We start from the raw sequence: 20,446 nt of genomic DNA, 5'->3' as shown, positions 1-20,446 counted from the left end.
TGGCTAAATCGAACTCCGATAGCAATGGCCTCCGGCAGGATCAACCGGAATGGTCCCGAGCTCAAGGCTCGGGGGGTATGGCGGGACACACTCGAATAGAGTGTGTTCCATCTATTGCATTGCGTGGTCCGAGTTCGGTGATCCAGATCGAGTCGGCCGATCGGGCGTCACCGAACTACCAGGGCTAACATCAGATTCCGTCTTGACGGCGGACCGCAGGGGCGGAATCCTCATTTCCTTCCGGACTTGAGCATATTCCGGGAAGGGACATAAGCCCTTCGGAGTTGCTCCGTTCGGCGAGTGGTATTCGCCGAACACGTCCGGGATTGGGGCACGAGTTGAACGTGCCCCGAATCTCGGTGTGTCGTGTGCGTCGTATCCGAATCCCCGTGTCCACTTAAGGGCGTCGGACTCGCCCAACGCCGAAGTTCATTCCGGCGGGGCGTTCACGTCACAACAAAATCGCCTGTTTTACTTAAGGGCGTCGTTTCGTTGATGTCCCGTGTGTGGACCGGGGCGTTCCTGCCTCCGTGCCGGGTCGCGGCCGGAGGGGGTGGCGTCGTGCGCCACCTTGTTCGCATCTATACCGATGGGAGTGATACATTTAAGGCCGTCGTTCCGTTCGGCCATTGTCATCGGGTTCACGTGGGGCGGTTTCGCATGGTTTCCTGGTCCGCGCGTACGCGTGATGAGTTATATGAATGAGCGTCGGTGAGGTGACGCGTGGTGGTGGCCCAGGGAGGGGATCGGTTGGTGTGGGGCGTGTCTGTTGGATGCTGGGGGTGGAACGGGGCGTGTGTGTCCGGCTGGGTCCGGGTCGGTGTTGGCCCTGGGGTGGTTCGGCGTCGAGTGTGACTGGTGGCGGCTGGGGAGCGGCTGGACCTGTAGCTGCGCTGTGTTGGTAGTTTCGTGGTCTTTCGCGTGCGTGAGGTGTGGTTGGTTGTCGACGCCGTGGTTGCTGGTGCGTGGGACGTACCGACTGCTGGCGGTGGTTGCTGGTGCGTGGGACGTACCGACTGCTGGCGGTGGTTGCTGGTGCGTGGGACGTACCGACTGCTGGTGGTGTGTTGTGTCGCGCGGGTGGAGGCCGACGGGTCATTCCACGCGTGGTGCGGTCGGTCGGGTCGGGTGGTGCCCGCGCGGTGGCGAGGTTCGCCCTCGGGGGTCGTATGCGTGTCGGTCGAGAAAGGCGGGGGAGTTTTATTCTTCGAGGTGTTCGATCCGTTTCTTCGAGACGTTGGCTTCGGTGATCTCGTCGGGCATCCAGTCGGGTTTGTCGTCTGGGGCTTGTTCGTTCCAGGCCCAGCCGTCGTAGATGTGGACTTTGTCGGTGCCTTTCTCTCGGAGCCGGAGTTCGGTCTTCTCGGCGTTCTCTTCGCCTTGTGCTGGTTCGAGGCGTCGTGCTGCCTTCAGTGCTGCTTGTCGGGGCGTGTTGCCTGAGAACACGCTGGTTTCCTCGCCACTCTGGTCTCGAAGCGCGAAATTGCGCTTTCCATCTTCACGTACCATGATTTCGCTCCATGCCAAAGGAACACACGGCCAACCATAAAGATATCCCCGGAATCGGGGGACGGCGACGGAACCATTGATAAAGGGAGGGGGTAACAGGGGTGTGATATCGGCTGGAATCGGGGGTGATACGGGGCTGAGATTGCTCGCGCGCGGTCACCCCGACGCCTGCGGTGTAGAAAACACTTAAGTACGTGCTGTAGCGAACAGTCGAACTAGACCTCGGCGATGGTACGGAAAAAGAAGTTGAGCCCGAGTGGCGCGAAAGACGAGAACGGCGAGTACCACAACGTCCACATCAACCTCCACGAGGACGAACTGGCGGTTGCGGGGATGGACATCGGCGATGAGGTGTTCGTGCGCGTACGGGATGGGAAGATAATCATCCAGAAGGCCGACCAGGACGAAGTCGAACACGAGTTCTAACGTACCAGTCGCCGTCGTATCCTCCGCACCGTCACCCAGCGAGCGACGCGTCCCTCGGTATGCGGGTTCTCTGAGACCACTAGCTACCTGGCGGTCGCCGGATGCTCTCACAGTCGATTCTCGCTCCACCGCCGAACCGACGTCCTGGCGGACGTCGGATGCGCTCGTACGGGCAGTCACCCCAGAAACGGCGCCCGAGCGGGCGCCGTATGCTCGTGCGGGCAGTTCCCGGGACGTTTATGCACGTTCGCCGCCGCGTGACGATTGATGACGTTCTACGACGCCGTTCGGCCGTTGTTGTTCTCGTTGCCGGCGGAGACGGCGCATGGGGTCGGGAAGTCGGCGCTGCGTGCGGTCGACGGGACGCCTGTCGCGTCGGTCCTGCGGCGGCGGTTCGTGGTGGACGACGACCGGTTGCGGGTGGCGGCGTTCGGTGAGTCGTTCCCGAATCCGGTCGGTGTGGCTGCCGGGTTCGATAAGAACGCGGGGGTCGTTGGTGGCCTGGCAGCGCTTGGGTTCGGGTTCGTCGAGGTCGGTGGGGTGACTGCGGAGGCCCAGCCGGGGAATCCGCGCCCGCGGATGTTCCGTCTGCGGGAGGACGAGGCGATCGTGAACCGGATGGGCCTCAACAACCAGGGGGCGGACGCGGTGGGGCGACGCCTCCGCGAGGACGTGGCGGCGTCGGTCCCGGTGGGCGTGAACCTCGCGAAGTCGGAGGTGGCGTCGATGGCTGACGCACCCGCCGATTACCGGTACACGTACGAGCGCGTGGCCGAGGGCGGTGATTTCTTCGTCGTGAACGTGTCGTGCCCGAACTCGGAGGGGTTCCGCGACCTCCAGAACAAGGACGAGCTGGCGGCGATCTTCCGCGAGCTGGTCGAGGCGGGCGCGAGTCCGCTCCTCGTGAAGCTCTCGCCGGACCTCCCCGAGCCGGCGCTCGAGGACGCGCTCGACCTCGTCGACGAGTTCGACCTCGACGGCGTGGTGGCGGTGAACACGACGACCGACCGCCCGGAGTCTCTCGCGAGCGCGCACGCGAGTGAGACCGGCGGTTTGTCCGGGAAACCGATCGAGGATGCGTCGACGCGACTCGTGCGGTTCGTCGCCGAGCGCACGGACGTCCCCGTGGTCGGCGTCGGTGGCGTGTCGGACGCCGAGGGTGCGTACGCGAAGATCCGCGCAGGCGCATCGCTCGTCCAGTTGTACACGGCACTCGTCTACGAGGGCCCAGGACTTGCACGGGACATCAACCGCGGACTCGTCGAGTTACTGGAACGCGACGGGTTCGACACCGTCACCGACGCGGTCGGCGCGGACCTGTAAGCCGCCTTCCCACGAGTGATACCGCGGCATCGCGAACCAGGAACCTCCGAGCCTCCAGCGACTCGTGCTCGCACGCCTCGAGGAGAACCGGCGGCCTCGCGGACGTCGGATGCTCGTGCGAGCGTCCGAACAGGAACCGCGGCCCTGGCGGACCGCGGATGTGGATGCTCGCACGCCTCGAGGAGAACCGGCGGCCTGGAGGCCGCCGGATGCTCGTGCGAGCAGTCGGGCGAACCCTTTTGCCTGATTGCGCGCAACGCGTTGGTGTGACTGCGGACACGGACGCGTACATGCGGTTCTTCCCGTACGACGAGCCGTACGCGAACCAGCGGGAGGCGATGGACCGCATCTACAACGCGCTCTCGCGTGGCCAGGACGTCCTCTTCGAGGGGGCGTGTGGGACGGGGAAGACGCTGTCGGCGCTCGTGCCGGCGCTCGAGTACGCGCGGGAGGCGGGGAAGACGGTGGTCATCACGACGGACGTCCACCAGCAGATGCGTCAGTTCGTGACGGAGGCGAGCGAGATAACGCGCGAGGAGGCGATTCGCGCGGTCGTGTTCAAGGGGAAGGCGTCGATGTGCCACATCGACGTCGGGTACGAGGAGTGCCAGGCGTTACGGGATACGACGCGTGACCTCGTGGACAAGCGCGAGGACGTCGAGCAGTTGGAGGAGCGCCAGGAGGAGCTGCTGGAGGAGGTCCGCGAGGGCGACGACGGCTCGCAGGCCGCGCAGGAGGCCCAGGAGGCACGGGCGGCGGTCGTGAACGAGATCCAGTCCCTCCAGGGTGCGATCGAGGACGTGGACGACGCGAACGTCTGCGATCACTACCTCCAGAATCTCACTGCGGACACGGACGGGTTCTACGAGTGGTTGTTCTCGGACGTGCGGACGCCCGAGGAGATCTTCGAGCACGCGGGCGCGCAGGGGTTCTGTGGGTACGAGCTATTGAAGGAGGGCATCGAGGGCGTTGACCTCGTCGTCGCGAACTATCATCATCTCCTGGATCCGATGATCCGCGAGCAGTTCTTCCGGTGGCTCGGCCGCGACCCCGGGGAGGTCATCACGGTGTTCGACGAGGCGCACAACGTCGAGGACGCTGCGCGAGACCACGCGACGCGGACGCTCACGGAGCAGACGCTCGACAGTGCACTGGAGGAGTCCGCGGACAGCGACGACCCGCGTGCGGACCGTGCGTCGAACGTCCTCGGGGCGTTCCGGGATGCGCTCGTGGAGACGTACGAGGACGCGATGGGGTTCGGGGAGCGCGAGCGCGTGGGCGAGGACTGGGAGGACGTCACTATCGCGAACGACGACGGCCGCGACGACCTCACGATGGCGTTCCTCCAGGGGTACACGGGCCAGGGCTACCAGCAGGACTTGGAGGCGGCGGTGCAGTTCGGCCAGGAGTTGGACGACGAGTACGAGGAGGCGTACAAGCGCGGGGAGGCGACGACGCGCCAGGAGTGCCAGACCTTGCAGGCGGCGCGGTTCGTGGGGTCGTGGATGCAGGAGTCGACCGAGCAGGGGAAGTACCCGGTGTCGGCGGTGCGGCGCGACCAGGGAACCGACGACGTGTACGGGCGCGTGGAGTTGTACACGTGCATCCCGCAGGACGTGACGAGCGAGTTGTTCGGGGAGACGCACGCGAACGTCCTGATGAGTGCGACCTTGCAGCCGTTCGGCGTCGCGGGCGAGGTCCTGGGGCTGCAGTCGCCGGTGGAGATGGAGTACGGGTTGTCGTTCCCGCAGGAGCGTCGGCGGACGTTCGCGGTGGGGACGCCGGCGTTGTTCGCGAGTAAGCGCGACAAGGTTCCCGTGCAGGAGCGGTACGGGGAGACGCTCGCGGACGTGGTGCGGTTCACGCCGGGGAACACGCTGGCGTTCTTCCCGAACTACGCGGAGGCGGAGCGGTACGCGCAGCGGCTCCGCGAGCACCCGAAGGTCGATTCGACGGTGTACCTGGACGAGGCGGGTGTGAGTGCGGAGGATGCGCGGACGGCGTTCACGAACGACGACGATGCAGTCTTGTTGACGTCGCTCTGGGGGACCTTGGCGGAGGGCGTGAGTTTCGACGGTGACGACGCGCGGTCGGTCGTGGTCGTCGGCGTGCCGTACCCGCATCTCGACGACCGGGCTGAGGCGGTCCAGCGCGCGTACGGGGAGGCGTTCGGGAACCGTGACCCGGAGCAGGACGGCTGGCGGTACGCGGTGGAGATCCCGACGGTCCGGAAGACCCGGCAGGCGCTCGGCCGCGTCATCCGGTCGCCGGAGGACTTCGGCGTGCGCGTGCTGCTGGACGAACGCTACACGGCGAAGAGCGAGCACGAGATGGGGAAGTACAGCGTCCACGATACGTTCCCGAGCCACGAGCGCGAGGAGATGGTCGACATCGGCCCGACGAAACTCAAGTTCGCGATGCTGAACTTCTATCAAGACATGGACGCGTACGGGCCCGACGGCCCGCCCGCGCCCTGAGCTTCCGCGTTGGCTTTTCGCCCGCGTTTTGCGACCCGCGAGCGAAGCGAGGCGACGGAGTCGCCTCGATGGTGAACAGACGGAGTCCGTGAGCCGCAGGGAGCGGGTCGACAAAAGGTGGTTGTGGCGCGTACGGCCCGGACCACTCGCCCGCGATCTGCGTTTCTGCGACCGGTGCGTCTTTGTTCGAGTCGGCGGTATGGTGGAACGATGGGTTGGGAGCGACGGCGTTGGCTGCGGGCGCTCGGGGTCGCTGGGGCGACTGGCGTGGCCGGGTGTGCGGGGCGTGGTACTGGGACGACGGGGACGGCGACCGACGGTGGGTCGACGACGCGGGCGACGTCGGTGACGGAGACGCTGACGGAGACCGCGACGGCGGAGTCGGAGCTGCTCGGGGACCCGGATGCGGAGACGGAGTTGGCGACGGTGTACCGGGACGTGCAGTTCCGCGACACGGAGGACGGGCGGTTGTTGTTGGATTACTATCGGCCGCGGGACGTGGAGGGGCCGGTGCCGCTCGTGGTGCACGTCCACGGTGGGGCGTGGGCGTTCGGATCGAAGGGCGGTGGGCGGTTCAGGCGCGTGCCGCTCTCGGAGGGGGCTGCGTTCGCGTCGGTCGGGTATCGGTTGAGTGACGAGGCGTCGTTCCCGGGCCCGGTTCGGGACGTGGTGGCGGCGATGGCGTGGTGCCGCGAGCACGCGGACGCGCTGGGCGTGGACCCGGATGCGGTCGGGTTGACGGGGGAGTCGGCGGGCGGGCACCTGTCGACGCTGGTTGCGGCGGCTCCGGACGTCTCGAACTTGCGGCCGGCGGGCGTGAGCGCTCGCGCGGCGCGCGCGTCGTGCGTGGTGTCGGTGAGTGGCGTGTACGACTTCGGGGTCGAGGACGGTGGGGTCGGCGGGACGCTCGTCCGCCGGTTCCTCGGCTGCGAAGACCAGGCGTGCGAGCCTCAGCGGACGCAGGCGTCGCCGGTCACGCACCTGGACGCGAGCGACGCGCCGGCGCTCCTGTATCACGGGACGGCGGACCGCGTCGTCCCGTACCGGCAGGCCGAGCGGTACGTCGCGGCGGCCGAGGACGCGGGGATGCCGGTGTCGCTCGTGACGGGCGAGGGCGGTGCGCACGTGACGCCGTACGCTGGCGACTGGGGCGACCGCTACGAGCGACGGCAGCGCGAGTTCCTCCGCGAGCACCTCTGGTAGCGTGGCGTCGTCGCGTTCGCCTCGATGAAGTCCCGCGTCGACCGTCGCCCGCGGCGGGGGCTGTCGCAAGCCCGAGAGCATAAAAATGGGCTTTCAGGTTAGCATCAGTTTCTCCGCTTCGCTCGGCATTGGACGTCGTAATGACGTCGGAGAGACCATCAGGAGAGTGGACCGCGGAAGCGATGCCCGACCAGTCGGGTCGCACGGTCGTCGTCACCGGCGCGAACAGCGGACTCGGGTTCGAGAACGCCAGCGCGTTCGCCCGGAAGGGCGCGCACGTCGTCATGGCCTGTCGAAGCCTCGACAGGGCGAGTCGGGCGCGGCGAGAGATCGAGTCGGCCGTCGACGACGCGTCGGTGACCGTCCTCGAGCTCGACCTGGGTAGTCTGGATTCGATTCGCTCGTTCGCGTCCGAGTTCGAGGCAGCGTTCGACCGTCTCGACGTGCTCGTCAACAACGCGGGCGTCATGTTTCCGCCGTATTCGACGACCGAGGACGGGTTCGAACGCCAGTTCGGCGTGAACCACCTCGGGCACTTCGCGCTCACCGGGTTGCTCCTGGATCGCATCGTGGAGACGAACGGGGAGACGCGGGTCGTCACCGTGAGCAGTGGGGCTCACCGGAACGGCGACGTCGATTTCGACGACCTCGATCGCAGAGAGTCGTACAGTCGATTCGAGGCGTACGGCCGGAGCAAGCTCGCGAACCTGCTGTTCACCTACGAGCTCGACCGTCGACTCCGTGCGGGTGACCTCGATACGATTGCCGTCGCGGCACACCCGGGCTGGTCGGCGACCGGACTCCAGGCCGGTGACTCCGAGATGGGGACCTCGTTCGCTCGGCGGGTACTCGGTCGCATCGGGAACGCTATCTTCGGGCAGTCGGCCGCGGAGGGTGCGCTGCCGACGCTCTACGCCGCAACCGCCGAGAACGTCGATGGCGGTCACTACTTCGGCCCGGACGGCTTCATGGAGATGCGAGGAAGTCCGACTCGGGTCACGTCGAACGCGAAGTCGTACGACCACGAGACGGCACACCGACTGTGGACGGTCTCCGAGGAGATGACGGGCGTCGCGTTCGACGTCGAGTCGAAGCTGGTCGCGTAGTATCCAACGCAGCGGCCGGTCCGGTTCGTGGCGCGGAAGCGAGTAGCGTGCTGGAGAGAGGGGTGGTGGCGCGTGAGGGGTGGCGGTGGATGGCGTGCCGGTACCCTCGGACTACGTCTGTCCGGTCGGCCGGATGAGGAGTTCGTTCACGTCGACGTGCTCGGGCTGGGTCGTGGCGTACACGATGCCGCGTGCGATGTCCTCGGGGTCGAGCGTGGGCATCTCTATGTCGGCGAGCTCTTCGAGTATCTGGTCGTCGGTGATGTGCGTCGGGAGTTCCGTCTCGACCGCGCCGGGTTCCACGACCGTCGTCCGGATGTGCTGGGTCGTGACCTCCTTCCGGAGTGCTTCGGTGAATCCGTTGACGCCGAACTTCGTCCCGTTGTACCCGCTGAAGTTCTCGGAGGCGAAGCGACCGGCGACCGAGGAGACGTTGACGACGTGCCCCGTCTCCTGGTCCTGCATGACCGGCAGCGCAGCGTGGGTGAGGTTCATCAGTCCGAGGAGGTTGACCTCGACCATCTGCCGGAGGTTCGACCGCTGGGCGCGTTCGAGCGGTTCGACGAGCATCACGCCGGCGTTGTTGACGAGGATGTCGATGCGACCGTACTCGTCCGTGGTCGTCTCGACGAGGGAGTCGATGTCGTCCTCGTCGGTGACGTCGGTGGGGACGACGAGGGCGTCGCCGCCGTTCGACTCGATGCGGTCGGCGAGCGCGTGCAGTTCGTCTTCGCGGCGAGCGGCGAGGACGACCGTTGCGCCTTCGGCTGCGAGCGCTTCGGCGGTTGCTTCACCGATTCCGGAGGACGCACCGGTGACGATCGCGACGTCGTCGGCTATCTCTGACATCACCCGAGAGTACTGGCTGCACCGAGGAGAGAACCACGCTAGACTGTAAGTTCGTTTAAATACTGTTCGGGGCCGAGGGTCTGACTGATGAGTTGCTGTTCGGCGCGACGGATGAGGTCCGACGCGGAGGGAGCGGTGATGTCGAGTTCGGCGGCGAGTTCCTGGGTCGACATCCCGCGCGGGGAGTCGTAGTAGCCGCCCGCGAATGCGATGGAGAGCGCCCGGTACTGCTTCTCGGTGAGTCCGAACCTGTCGCGTTCGCCGGGGTTCTCGGGGTCGGATGCGATGTTCAACAGCTCGAAGGGGATCCCGTGCACCTCGCATCTGTCTCGGAGCGTGCTGAACGCCTCGTAGTTCGAGAACACCTTCAGTTCTCGCAGTCCCTCACCGGTGACCGCGGCCTCCAGGAGCACGCCTTCGAACTCCGAGGGATTGTGGGAGGCGAACAGGTCGGACGCGCCGTCGATGGTCACCTGGTAGAACCAGCCGTCTGCGGTCTGGCCGATGGGCGCGACGTCGGTGAGTTCGGGTTGTGCGTCCAGCTCTCGCTCGAAGACCGCTCTGGACTCGTCGTCGACGCTGACGGTGACGAGATGCGTTCCGTCTTCGAGTGGCACGGTGTTGGCGACCGATATCTCGGGGCTCGGGAGCGCTCGCGCGAGGTCGACCAGGGGGAGCGTGGGGTCGGCGAGCAGGATCTCTGCGACGATTGCCATACCGGGCGAACGGTGTCGAGTGGCATAATCTACGGTGGCTTGGGTGCTTCAGGCGGGGAGGCGTATCTCGCCGGCTGGTTCCTCGAGGTGGGCGTCGTAGAATTCGAGGCGTTCGACGGTCCATTCGATTGATTCGACGTCGATGCTGGCGGCGCGTTCGGCGGCGTCGGTGGGGCCGTCGCGGGCGAGGGTGACGTGGGGGACGTAGTCGTCGCCGCCGAGACCTGGGAGGCTCCCGAGTTCGTCGACGAGGCGGTCGTGGGCGTCCTGGAGGCCGGGGGAGTCGACGGTGAGGTAGACGACGGGGCCGGTGCCGGAGGTCGGGTTCGCGAAGTAGTCGATGCCGTCGATGCGGACGGCGAACGGCGGGAGGCCGCCGAGTGCGTTCCGTACCTGGCGTTGGACGCGGTGGCGGTCGCTGGGCGTGCTGGCGTCGAGGCGTTTCGCGAGGAGCGTGTGGTCGCTGGGGTGGTGTGCGAACTCGACGAGCTGGGGGTGGAGGTCGCTCGCGAGCCGGCGGACGCGTCCCGGGACGGGGACGTTCAGGCTGTACACGTGCGTTCGTTGCGTCGGTGCGGCCTAATGTCGTGTGGTTTCAGAGCCGGTCGAGCAGCCAGAGGACGATGAGGATGAGGATGACGACACCGAGGAGCGGCTGGAGGGGGCCGAGCAGCCAGCCGATGGTGCCGAGTATCATCCCGAGTATCTCGAGGACGATCCAGACGACGACGAGGACGAGGACGATCTTGAGGAGGTCCTCGACCTCGATTCCGGCGCGATTATCGAGCATATGCGGTCTCACTGGGGCTATCGGCTTAAAGACCCGGCAAAGTCACGGTAGTGTGTGACGAGTTATCGTGCACGTGTGGCGGTCAAGCCTTGCCGGCCCGCCAAGCTTTAGTAGTATGTACCCAGTATGTATCTTCACGATGGTTCAGCACCGTACGTCTGCGTTCGCGGTCTCCGCGAGCGGTGCTGCCGTGTCCCTTCGAACGCCGCGACCGGCCCGTTAGGGCCACTTACACTACTTTCTCGACTCGCGGCGCATTGCACTTCGACCACTTCGACGGCGGGGGTTCCGCCGTCACGAACATCGACACCACATGACACACGACGATACCACGCACGACGACACGGCAGCCACCGGCGCACAGTACGCGGAAGACAACCTCGACACGACGCACGTAGAGAAGGTAGACGGGGGCACGGTCGCGCTCGCGTTCTCGGGCGGCCTCGACACGACGGTCTGCGTCCCCCTCCTCGAGGACCTCTACGGGTACGACGAGGTCGTGGGCGTCACGGTCGACGTCGGCCAGCCTCACGCGGAGTTCGTGGAGGCGGAGGAGACCGCCGAGGCGCTCGACCTCGAGCACTACGTGGTCGACGCGAAGGCCGAGTTCGCGGACCTCTGCTTCGAGTCCGTGACGGCGAACGCGACCTACCAGGGGTACCCGCTCGGGACGGCGCTCGCGCGCCCGGTCATCGCGGAGGCGATCGCCGAGGTCGCCCAGGATGTCGGCGCGGACGCGGTCGCGCACGGTTGCACGGGGAAGGGTAACGACCAGTTGCGTTTCGAGGCGGTGTGGCGCGACACGGACATGGCGGTCATCGCACCGGTTCGCGAGCTCGGGTTGACGCGCGAGTTCGAGCAGGCGTACGCGGCGGAACTCGACCTCCCGGTGGAGGGCGGGAACGAGGGCGACTGGAGTATCGACACGAACCTCTGGAGTCGCTCGGTCGAGGGCAAGGATCTCGAGGACCCGGCGTACGTGCCGCCGGAGGACATCTACGATTGGACGACCGAGCCCGGCAAGGTGACGGCGCCGACGCTCGTCCAGATCGGGTTCGCGAACGGGCTCCCGACGGGCGTCTCGGTGCTCGAGGGCCCCGAGTCCGTGCAGGAGACGGCCGCGGACGCGGTGACGGCGGCCGCTGACGCGGACGAGGCGAAGAGCGCCATCGCGACCGGGGAGCCGGTCGCGGTCATCGAGTACCTGAACGCGCTCGCCGGCGCGTACGGCGTCGGCCGCACGGACATGATGGAGGACCGCATGCTCGGCCTCAAAGTGCGCGAGAACTACGAGCACCCCGCCGCGACCGTGCTGCACGCCGCGCACGAGTCCCTGGAGGGTCTCGTATTGACGAAGGACGAGCGCGACTTCAAGGCGACCGTGGACGACGAGTGGGGGCAGAAGGCCTACGAGGGCCTCGTGCATTCGCCGCTCTCGCAGGCGCTCGGTGGGTTCCTCGACGTCGTGAGCGAGAAGACGGAGGGGACGGTGACGGTGAAGCTCGCGGCGGGCCAGGCGCGCGCGGTCGGTCGCGACAGCGAGCACGCGGTGTACTCGGAGTCGGCGGCGTCGTTCGACACGTCGACCGTGGACGGTATCGAGCAGGCGGACGCGACGGGCGTCGCGAAGTACCACGGGTTCCAGGACCGTCTCGCGAACTCGGCTGGCTCGGCGACCGAGTCCGAGGAGTCGACCGAGGAGACGACGCTCACTGCTGACGACTGATGACGGAGTTCCGCGACAACCGCACGGCGAAGACGACCGGTGACGCCAGCGATAGCACCGGGGACGCGCTCGGCGAGGGCGCCGACGGCGACGCTGTCGGCGGGACTGGCTCGGGTGCGACGGACGGCGGGACGGCGGTCCGCGGCGAGCGCTTCAGTGGCGGGCCGGCGCGCGGGTTCCTGTCGTCGATGGCGGCGGACGAACGCATCTTCGAGGCGGACCTGGCGGTCGACCGCGCGCACGTCGTGATGCTCGCGGAACAGGGTATCGTCGGCGACGACGAGGCCGGCCAGATACTGCAGGCGTTGAACGTCGTGGAGGTCGAGGAGCACAAGGAATTGCCCGATGGCGAGGACGTCCACGAGGCGATCGAGTCGAAGGTCATCGCCATCGCTGGCGACGTCGGCGGGAAGATGCATACCGCGCGGTCGCGGAACGACGAGGTCGCGACGTGCATCCGCTATCGCCTGCGCGAGGACGTGCTCGCTGCGCTCGACGCGGTGAACGACGCGCGTGCGGCGCTCGTCGAGGTCGCGGACGCGGAGGGCGAGACGCTGATGCCGGGCTATACGCACCTGCAGTCGGCGCAGCCGACGACGGTCGGGCACTGGGCGCTCTCGTACGCTGGCGCGCTCGCTCGCGACGCCGACCGCTTGCTGGACGCGTACGAGCGCGTGAACGAGTCCCCGCTGGGTGCGGCGGCGTTCGCGGGGACGCCGTTCGACGTGGACCGCGACCGTACCGCGGAACTGCTCGGGTTCGCGGGACTCGTCGAGAACGCGACGGACGCGGTCGCGGCCCGCGACCACCTCGTGGAGGTCGCGTCGGCGCTCGCGAGCGTCGCGACGCACCTGTCGGGGCTCGCGGAGGACCTCGTGATCTTCGCGAACCGCGGGTTCGTCGAGCTCGACGACGCGTACTCGTCGACCTCGTCGATCATGCCCCAGAAGAAGAACCCGGACACGCTCGAGCTCGTTCGCGCGACCGCGGGCGACGCGAGCGCCGGACTCAATGGCTTGCTGTCGACGCTGAAGGGCCTGCCGCGTGCGTACAACCGCGACCTCCAGTCGGCGACGCCGCACGTGTGGTCGACCGTGGATGCGGTCACCGAGGCGACGTCGGTCGCGGCGGGTGCGGTGGCGACCGCCGAGTGGCCGAGCGAGGCGCTCGCCGAGGCTGCTGGCGAAGGGTTCTCGACGGCGACGGCGGTCGCTGACGTGCTCGCGATGGCTGACGTGCCGTTCCGGCAGGCCCACGAGGTCCTGGCGACGGCGAGCGAGCAGGCGGATGGGTCGGCGCCGAGCGTCGACACTATCGCGGCGGTCGTCGAGGACGTCCTCGGCGAGTCCATGGAGACGTACGTGGACGAAGCGACGGTCGCGGACGCGCTCGACCCCGCGGCGAACGTCGCGATGCGCGATTCGGTCGGCGGCCCGGCCCCCGAGGCGGTGGCGTCCCAGGTCGCGAACGCGGCGGACGCGCTCGCTGCGGACGAGGAGGCCGTCACGGGGAAGCGCGACGCGCTCGCGCTGGCGCACGAGACGCTCCAGGACGAGGTGTCCGACTATGTCTGAGACGGCGCTCGTCACAGGAGTGGCGGCGACGACGGACGTGGTCGACCTGCGAGGCGTGCGAGGCCGACTGCCACCAGCCCCACCACGGGGCAGCTATTCAAAGTAACCTGATATGTGGTTCGGGTTCGATGGCGAATTTTGCTTTCTCAGCACCGTTAGAGTGGTCTCTACGTAGTATAATATATTTGGTAAGTTCGGAAGGTTTATGTTCTTCGCGCCGGGAGTACCGGGTACGATGACGACATGCACCGAGTGCGGCGCCGACGTGGCGCTGCACGACGACGCGGAAGCCGGAGAGATCGTCGACTGCACCACCTGCGGCGCAGAGCTCGAAGTGATAGACGTCTCCCCGCCGGTCCTCGAGAAGGCCCCCGAGCTGGAAGAGGACTGGGGGGAGTGAGCGTGCAGACGACAGCCACCATACACCCCAAGACGACCACGCACCAGACGATGCTCGACGACGATACCACGCAGACCGCGAACGCGAGGTGGACGACGTGAACGTCGGCGTCCTCTACTCGCGCATCCGGCAGGACGAGAAGCTCCTGCTCTCGGAGCTGCGCGACCGCGGGCACGACGTCACGAAGATCGACGTCCGCAAGCAGACGTTCGACCTCACCGAGGCCCCTGAGGCGTTCGACGACCTCGACCTCGTCGTCGACCGCTGCATGGCGACCTCGCGGAGCCTGTACGCGACGAAGTTCTGCGAGCAGTACGGCGTCCCCGTCGTGAACTCCGCGGCGACCGCGGAGACGTGCGCGGACAAGGTCGAGAACTCGCTCGCGCTCGCGGCCGCGGGCGTCCCGACGCCGACGACGAAGACGGCGTTCACGACGGACGCGGCGATGGAGATAATCGACGAGTTCGGCTACCCCTGCGTCCTGAAGCCCGTGATGGGCTCGTGGGGGCGCCTGATGGCGAAGATCGACTCGAAGAGCGCCGCGGAGGCCATCCTCGAGCACAAGGCGACGCTCGGGCACTACGAGCACAAGGTCTTCTACGTCCAGGAGTTCGTCGAGAAACCCGGTCGCGACGTCCGCGTGCTCGCCGTCGACGGCGAGCCCATCGCGGCGATGGCGCGCTCGGGCGACCACTGGCTGACGAACGCCGCGAAGGGCGCGGACACCGAACCGTTCGAGCTCGACGACGAGGCTCTGGAGCTCGTCGAGATGGCGAGCGACGCGGTCGGCGGCGGCCTGCTGGGCGTGGATCTGATGGAAACCGACGGCGACCAGACCGATTGGAACTATACGGTCCACGAGGTCAACCACACCGTCGAGTTCAAGGCCCTGAACGAGGCCGTCGACACTGACGTTCCCTCGAAGGTCGTCGACTGGCTCGAGGCGAAGGCCGACGCCGCTGGAGGCGACGCCGACGTCGAGGACGCGGTCGCGGAGGTGTCGGACTGATGGCTGCAACGCCCACGGGCGACGTCGACGTCGACAGCGAGGCGGTGTCGGCGAGTATCGTCGGCGCGAGCGGGTTCGCGGGCGGCGAGCTCCTGCGCCTGCTCGCCGGGCATCCCGAGTTCGAGCTCTCGCAGGCGACGAGCCGCGAGTACGCCGGGAAGAGCGTGGGGAGCGTCCACCCGCCCCTGCGCGGGACGGACCTGCGCTTCTCGCAGCCCGGCGACCTCGAGAGCGTGGACGTGCTGTTCACGGCGACGCCCCACGGCGTCACGATGGAGCACATCGACGAGTACCAGGACGCCGCGGAACTCGTCGTCGACCTCTCCGCGGACTTCCGTCTCGACACCGAGGCGCAGTACGACGAGTGGTACGACGGCCACAGTTGCCCGGGGAAGCTCGACGTCGCGCAGTACGCGCTCCCCGAGGTCAATCGCGAGAACCTCGCGGGCGCGGACGTCATCGCGTCGGGTGGCTGTAACGCGACCGCGACCATCCTCGGGCTCTACCCGCTCGCGGAAGCGGGCATCCTCGACGGCGCGGACGTCGTCGTGGACGTGAAGGTCGGGTCCAGCGAGGGCGGCGCCGGCGGCGGCGCAGCCTCCAGTCACGCCGAGCGCTCGGGCGTCGTCCGCCCGTACGCGCCCACCGGCCACCGGCACGAGGCCGAGATCGAGCAGTGGCTCGGCACGAGCGTCTCGTTCACCTGCCACGCCGTGGACATGGTTCGCGGCGCGAGCGCGACCTGTCACGTCTTCCCCGACGGCCCGGTGAGCAACGGCGACCTCTGGGGAGCGTACCGCGGCGAGTACGACGACGAACCGTTCGTCCGCATGCAAGCCGGCGGTTCCGGGACGTACCGCTACCCGGAACCGAAGGCGGTCGCGGGCACGAACCACGCCGAGGTCGGGTTCGAACTGGACGCGTCGAACGAGCGTATCGTCGTGTTCTCCGCCATCGACAACGTCGTCAAGGGCTCCGCCGGTCAGGCGGTGCACGCGGCGAACGTCGCGCTCGGGTTCGAGGAGACCGCCGGCCTCGAGTTCGCGGGCCTGCACCCCGTGGGGAGTCCCTGAGATGACCACGGTCGTCAAGATCGGTGGCGCGCGCGCCGTCGACCCGGATGGGGCGCTCGCTGACGTGGCCGAACTGGTCGCCAGTGGAGAGCAAGTCGTCGTCGTTCACGGCGGCTCGACCGCGGTGGACGAGACTCTGGAGGCGCTCGGCGAGGAGCCCGAGTACGTGGAGACCCCCAGTGGGGTCGTCGGGCGGTTCACGGACGAGCGCACGATGGAGGTCTTCGAGATGGTGCTCCCCGGCAAACTGAACACCGACCTCACCGCTGGCCTCCTGAACGAGGGCGTGGACGCGGTCGGACTGTCCGGCGTCGACGGGAAGCTCCTCGCCGGCCCGCGGAAGTCCGCGGTCCGCGTCCAGGAGGACGGCAAGAAGAAGATCCGTCGCGGCGACCATTCCGGGACCATCAAGCAAGTGAACGCGGACCTCCTCGAGACGCTGCTCGCGGGCGGATACACCCCGGTCGCGACCGTCCCCATGGCGGGGAAGGACGGCGACCGCGAGGCGCGGAGCGCCTCGGACAGCGCGAGCGGCGACGACGAGGAGCCGCGAGCGAAGTGGCTGCCCGTGAACGCGGACGCGGACCGTGCCGCCGCGGCCATCGCTGGCGCGCTCGGCGCGGACCTCGTCGTCCTCACGGACGTCTCCGGGGTCTACGCGGACCCCGACGACGCGAGCACGCGCATCGACGAGGTCGCGACACCCGAAGACTGGAGCGACCTCGAGGACGCCGCTGAAGGGTTCATGACGAAGAAGGTCATGGCGGCCGAGGAGGCGCTCGAGGGCGGTGCGGCGAGCGTCGCGGTCGCGACCGCGAACGCGGACGCACCCGTAACGAGCGCGCTCGACGGCGACGCGACGACGATACTCCCCAGTGCGCTGCAGTCGGACGACACGGCCGAGGACGACGCTGACGCGGAGGTGTCGGCGCAATGAGCGGGTTCGTGTTCTCGGAGAAACCCATCAGCATCGAGCGCGGCGAGGACGTCCACCTCTACGACGATTCGGGGACCGAGTACCTCGACTTCGGCGCGAGCTACGCGTGCACGCCCGCCGGGCACTGTCACCCCGAGGTCGTGGACGCCGTCAAGTCCCAGGCCGGCGAGTTGCTGTACGCGCAGGCGAGCTACGGGAACGCGACGCGCGACGTGCTCTACGAGCGCCTCGCCGAGTTCGCGCCCGGTGGCCTCGACAACGTCTGGCTCTGCAATTCGGGGACGGAAGCGAACGAGGCGGCGTTGAAGTTCGCGCGCTCGGCGACGGGCCGCGAGAAGGTCGTCGCCGCGAAGCGCGCGTTCCACGGCCGCACGATGGGCGCGCTCGCGGCGACGTGGAAGGCGAAGTACAAGGCGCCGTACGAGCCCGTGATGCCGGGCGTCGAGTTCGTCGACTACGGCGACGAGGACGCGCTCGCCGACGCGGTGGACGAGGAGACCGCGGCGGTCATCCTCGAACCCGTCCAGGGCGAGGGTGGCGTGCATCCCGCGCCCGAGGGCTACCTGCAGGCCGCACAGGACGTCACGGACGACGCCGGCGCCGCACTCGTCCTGGACGAGATCCAGACGGGCGTCGGCCGCACCGGCACGCACTGGGCGTGCCAGTCCAGGGACGTGACGCCGGACATCCTGACGGCGGCGAAAGGCCTCGCGAGCGGCCTGCCCCTCGGCGCGACCGTGTGCGCGGACTGGGTCGCCGACGGCGCCGCGAGCCACGGGTCGACGTTCTCCGGGAACCCGCTCGTGGCCGCGGCGGCGACCGCGACGCTCGACGTCGTCGAGAACGAGGACCTCGCCGCGAACGCAGCCGACGTCGGCGGGCACCTCCAGGACGAACTGTCGGAGCTCCCCGTCCGCGACGTCCGCGGCGAGGGCCTCATGGTCGGCGTCGAGGTCAAGCGCGGCGCGAACCGCCTCCTGAAGGGCCTCGCCATCCAGGAGGGCGTGCTCGCGCTCCCCGCGGGCCGCACCGTCGTGCGCCTGCTCCCGCCGCTGACCGCGACCGAAGCGCACGCCGACGAGGTCGTCGACGCGCTCGCGAACGTGCTCGCGGAGGTGTCCGCCTGATGCCGAGTCAAGCGGGGGTGTCCGCCTGATGGCGAACGCGGACGCGACCGGCGCTACCGCCGACGCGGCTGACGGCGGCGTCGCGACCGCGGACGTCTCCGCGGCCGAAGCGCGCGAACTCGTCGCGGACCTCGTCGCCACGCCCTCGCCCACGGGCGAGGAGGCCGCGGCCGCCGAGCGCCTCGCGGCGTTCTTCGAGTCCCACGGCCGCGAGGTGTGGCTCGACGACGTCGGGAACGTCCGCGCGCCCGCGGACGACTCGGTGCTCCTCACGAGTCACGTCGACACCGTCCCCGGCGACGTCCCGACCTGTCTCACGAACGCCGACGCGAACCTCACGGACGCCGAAGCGGTCGTGAACGACGCCGGCGGCGACGACGTGACGCTGCCCACGGACGGCACCGCGCTCGTCGACGACGACGCGCTGCTGTGGGGGCGCGGGAGCGTCGACGCGACCGGGCCGCTCGCCGCGATGGCCGTGGCGGCCGTCGAGACGGGCGTGTCGTTCGTCGGCGTCGTCGGCGAGGAGACCACGAGCCGTGGCGCGCACCACCTCGTCGCCGACCGGGACGCCCCCGACGTCGTCATCAACGGCGAGCCCTCCGGGTGGTCGGCGCTCACGCTCGGCTACCGCGGGTTCGTCGCGGCGACGTACGAGGTCGCGACCGAGGCCGCGCACTCGTCGCTCCCCGACCTGAACGCCGTCGAGCACGCGACCGCGTGGGTCGAGGACGTCAAGGACGCCTTCGAGAGCCCGCTCGGCCCCGGTGCCAGTGCGGGCGACGACGCGAGCGTGTTCGAGTCCGTGACGGTCAAGCCCGTGATGGTGGACGCCGGCACGGAACCCGGCGGGAACGCGGTCACCGCGACCGTCGACTGCCAGTTCCGCATCCCCCCGGGGGTCGACGCGGACGACATCGAGGCGACAGTCGACAAGGTGACCAAGCGCGGCGTCGTCGAGTTCGGCGACGCCATCCCGCCGCACGTCGCGAGCCCGCGCTCCGAGCTCGGCCGCGTGTTCCGGACCGCCATCAGGCAGGCTGGCGGCGACCCGAGCCTCCTCCGGAAGACCGGGACCGCGGACGCGAACCTCTACGACGCGGCGTGGAACTGTCCCGTGGCCACGTACGGCCCCGGCGACTCCACGCTCGACCACTCGCCCGACGAACACCTCGTGCTCGCCGACTACGACCGCGCCGTCGCGGTCCTCGAATCCGTCGCCAGCGACCTCCAGTAACCACCAGCGGACGACCACACTATCATGAGTACACCGACGCCAGACGCGCCGAACGGATCGAGTCCAGAGCCACCACGCCACGTCCTCGACGTGGACGACCTCAGCGTGGAGACGTTCCACGACGTCCTCGACGAGGCCGCGAACTACGAGCACATGCTCGCCGCCGGGAACCCCCACCGGGACCTCCCCGAGCACACGCTCGGGATGCTGTTCGAGAAGCCCTCGACGCGAACGCGGATGAGCTTCGAGACCGGGATGACCCAGCTCGGCGGGCACGCGGTGTTCCTCGGGCCGGACGCGACGCACCTCGGGCACGGCGAACCCCTCAAGGACACGGCGCGAGCGCTCTCGGGGTACGCAGACGCGCTCGCCATCCGGACGTTCGACCACGCGTCCCTGGAGACGATCGCGGCGTACGCGGACGTCCCGGTGGTGAACGCGCTCACGGACGACGCGCATCCGTGCCAGGCGCTCGCGGACGTCCTGACGCTGAAGCAGACGTTCGACGACCTCGCGGACGTCTCCGTGGCGTGGGTCGGCGACGGGAACAACGTCGCCGCGTCGTTCGCGGTCGCGTGCGCGATGGCGGGCGTCGACTGCACGATAGCGACGCCGGACGGCCACGGGCTCCCGGACTCGGTCCTGGAGCGTGCGGCCGCAGTCGGTTCCGCGCCGACGGTGACGACGGACTTCGAGGCAGCGATCTCGGACGTGGACGTCGTCGAGACGGACGTCTGGGTGAGCATGGGCGAGGCCGACGAGAAGCGCGAGGCCTTCGACGGCTGGACCGTCACCGAGGACGTCCTCGAGGCCGCGGACGCGAAGTTCATGCACTGTCTGCCCGCGAACCGCGGCGAGGAGGTCACCGACGCCGCCATCGAGAGCGAGCGGTCGCTCGTCTGGCAGCAGGCCGAGAACCGCCTGCACGTCCAGAAGGCGCTGCTCGTCGAACTCCTCTCCTGAA

19 protein-coding genes are annotated in these 20,446 nt (G+C 68.4%); 14 read left to right on the top strand and 5 right to left on the bottom strand.

All coding sequences use genetic code 11. The features are described from left to right. Positions 1 to 1,200: 1,200 nt before the first annotated feature. The gene (locus tag VYJ16_RS07445) at positions 1,201 to 1,509 is read right to left on the bottom strand and encodes a non-histone chromosomal MC1 family protein (protein ID WP_323677795.1); all 309 of its coding nucleotides are present in this window, start codon (positions 1,507 to 1,509) and stop codon (positions 1,201 to 1,203) included. Positions 1,510 to 1,737: 228 nt separating this feature from the next. Here VYJ16_RS07445 and VYJ16_RS07440 point away from each other — a divergent pair, with 228 nt between their 5' ends. The 5 genes from VYJ16_RS07440 to VYJ16_RS07420 all read left to right on the top strand — a co-directional run bounded on the left by VYJ16_RS07440 (position 1,738) and on the right by VYJ16_RS07420 (position 8,044). Beyond that, positions 1,738 to 1,935 carry a hypothetical protein gene (locus tag VYJ16_RS07440; RefSeq protein ID WP_166042207.1) on the top strand — a complete coding sequence of 66 codons (198 nt, stop codon included), beginning with the start codon at positions 1,738 to 1,740 and terminating at the stop codon, positions 1,933 to 1,935. A 267-nt stretch (positions 1,936 to 2,202) separates the two neighbouring features. Next, positions 2,203 to 3,258, top strand: coding sequence for a quinone-dependent dihydroorotate dehydrogenase (locus VYJ16_RS07435; protein ID WP_336349649.1), 1,056 nt, complete (start codon positions 2,203 to 2,205; stop codon positions 3,256 to 3,258). A gap of 290 nt (positions 3,259 to 3,548) precedes the next feature. Continuing rightward, entirely contained in the window at positions 3,549 to 5,735 is a 2,187-nt protein-coding gene (locus VYJ16_RS07430; protein ID WP_336349682.1) for an ATP-dependent DNA helicase, read from the top strand. Between the two features lie 210 nt (positions 5,736 to 5,945). After that, on the top strand, positions 5,946 to 6,938 hold the full coding sequence (locus tag VYJ16_RS07425; RefSeq protein WP_336349648.1) for an alpha/beta hydrolase: 993 nt from the start codon (positions 5,946 to 5,948) through the stop codon (positions 6,936 to 6,938). Between the two features lie 140 nt (positions 6,939 to 7,078). Then, a complete protein-coding gene (locus VYJ16_RS07420) occupies positions 7,079 to 8,044 on the top strand; it encodes an oxidoreductase (protein ID WP_336349647.1) in 966 nt (321 codons plus the stop codon). Positions 8,045 to 8,155: 111 nt separating this feature from the next. Here VYJ16_RS07420 and VYJ16_RS07415 read toward each other — a convergent pair whose 3' ends face one another. From VYJ16_RS07415 to VYJ16_RS07400, 4 genes are read right to left on the bottom strand one after another with little or no spacing between them, the layout of a single operon-like run. After that, on the bottom strand, positions 8,156 to 8,893 hold the full coding sequence (locus VYJ16_RS07415) for an SDR family oxidoreductase (RefSeq protein WP_336349646.1): 738 nt from the start codon (positions 8,891 to 8,893) through the stop codon (positions 8,156 to 8,158). A gap of 38 nt (positions 8,894 to 8,931) precedes the next feature. Continuing rightward, positions 8,932 to 9,609: a helix-turn-helix domain-containing protein gene (locus VYJ16_RS07410; protein ID WP_336349645.1), complete on the bottom strand. Its 678-nt coding sequence runs from the start codon at positions 9,607 to 9,609 to the stop codon at positions 8,932 to 8,934. A gap of 48 nt (positions 9,610 to 9,657) precedes the next feature. Next, positions 9,658 to 10,164, bottom strand: a complete 507-nt coding sequence (locus tag VYJ16_RS07405; RefSeq protein WP_336349644.1) for a 2'-5' RNA ligase family protein — start codon at positions 10,162 to 10,164, stop codon at positions 9,658 to 9,660. A 40-nt stretch (positions 10,165 to 10,204) separates the two neighbouring features. Then, entirely contained in the window at positions 10,205 to 10,399 is a 195-nt protein-coding gene (locus VYJ16_RS07400; RefSeq protein ID WP_336349643.1) for a DUF7554 family protein, read from the bottom strand. A 313-nt stretch (positions 10,400 to 10,712) separates the two neighbouring features. Here VYJ16_RS07400 and argG point away from each other — a divergent pair, with 313 nt between their 5' ends. The 9 genes from argG (at position 10,713) to argF (ending at position 20,445) form a co-directional block, all read left to right on the top strand. Further along, entirely contained in the window at positions 10,713 to 12,125 is a 1,413-nt protein-coding gene (argG, locus tag VYJ16_RS07395; protein ID WP_336349642.1) for an argininosuccinate synthase, read from the top strand. Continuing rightward, a complete protein-coding gene (argH, locus tag VYJ16_RS07390) occupies positions 12,125 to 13,699 on the top strand; it encodes an argininosuccinate lyase (protein ID WP_336349641.1) in 1,575 nt (524 codons plus the stop codon). Before argG ends, argH begins: the two co-directional genes overlap by 1 nt. Before the next feature lie 235 nt (positions 13,700 to 13,934). After that, positions 13,935 to 14,099, top strand: coding sequence for a lysine biosynthesis protein LysW (gene lysW / locus VYJ16_RS07385; RefSeq protein WP_166042218.1), 165 nt, complete (start codon positions 13,935 to 13,937; stop codon positions 14,097 to 14,099). A gap of 97 nt (positions 14,100 to 14,196) precedes the next feature. Then, on the top strand, positions 14,197 to 15,108 hold the full coding sequence (gene lysX, locus VYJ16_RS07380) for a lysine biosynthesis protein LysX (protein ID WP_336349681.1): 912 nt from the start codon (positions 14,197 to 14,199) through the stop codon (positions 15,106 to 15,108). Then, a complete protein-coding gene (argC, locus tag VYJ16_RS07375) occupies positions 15,108 to 16,181 on the top strand; it encodes an N-acetyl-gamma-glutamyl-phosphate reductase (RefSeq protein ID WP_336349640.1) in 1,074 nt (357 codons plus the stop codon). Before lysX ends, argC begins: the two co-directional genes overlap by 1 nt. Before the next feature lies 1 nt (position 16,182). Continuing rightward, on the top strand, positions 16,183 to 17,118 hold the full coding sequence (locus VYJ16_RS07370) for an acetylglutamate/acetylaminoadipate kinase (RefSeq protein WP_336349639.1): 936 nt from the start codon (positions 16,183 to 16,185) through the stop codon (positions 17,116 to 17,118). After that, positions 17,115 to 18,245: an aspartate aminotransferase family protein gene (locus tag VYJ16_RS07365; protein WP_336349638.1), complete on the top strand. Its 1,131-nt coding sequence runs from the start codon at positions 17,115 to 17,117 to the stop codon at positions 18,243 to 18,245. The genes VYJ16_RS07370 and VYJ16_RS07365 overlap by 4 nt, the downstream gene beginning before the upstream one ends. Before the next feature lie 28 nt (positions 18,246 to 18,273). Beyond that, on the top strand, positions 18,274 to 19,482 hold the full coding sequence (locus VYJ16_RS07360) for a [LysW]-lysine hydrolase (RefSeq protein WP_336349637.1): 1,209 nt from the start codon (positions 18,274 to 18,276) through the stop codon (positions 19,480 to 19,482). Between the two features lie 24 nt (positions 19,483 to 19,506). Then, positions 19,507 to 20,445 carry an ornithine carbamoyltransferase gene (argF, locus tag VYJ16_RS07355; RefSeq protein WP_336349636.1) on the top strand — a complete coding sequence of 313 codons (939 nt, stop codon included), beginning with the start codon at positions 19,507 to 19,509 and terminating at the stop codon, positions 20,443 to 20,445. The last annotated feature ends 1 nt before the right edge of the window (position 20,446 follow it).

The sequence above is a fragment of the Halorubellus litoreus genome (genome assembly GCF_037081675.1).
Taxonomy (GTDB): Archaea; Halobacteriota; Halobacteria; order Halobacteriales; family Natrialbaceae; genus Halorubellus; species Halorubellus litoreus.
This window is presented reverse-complemented; position numbering and strand designations above follow the sequence as displayed.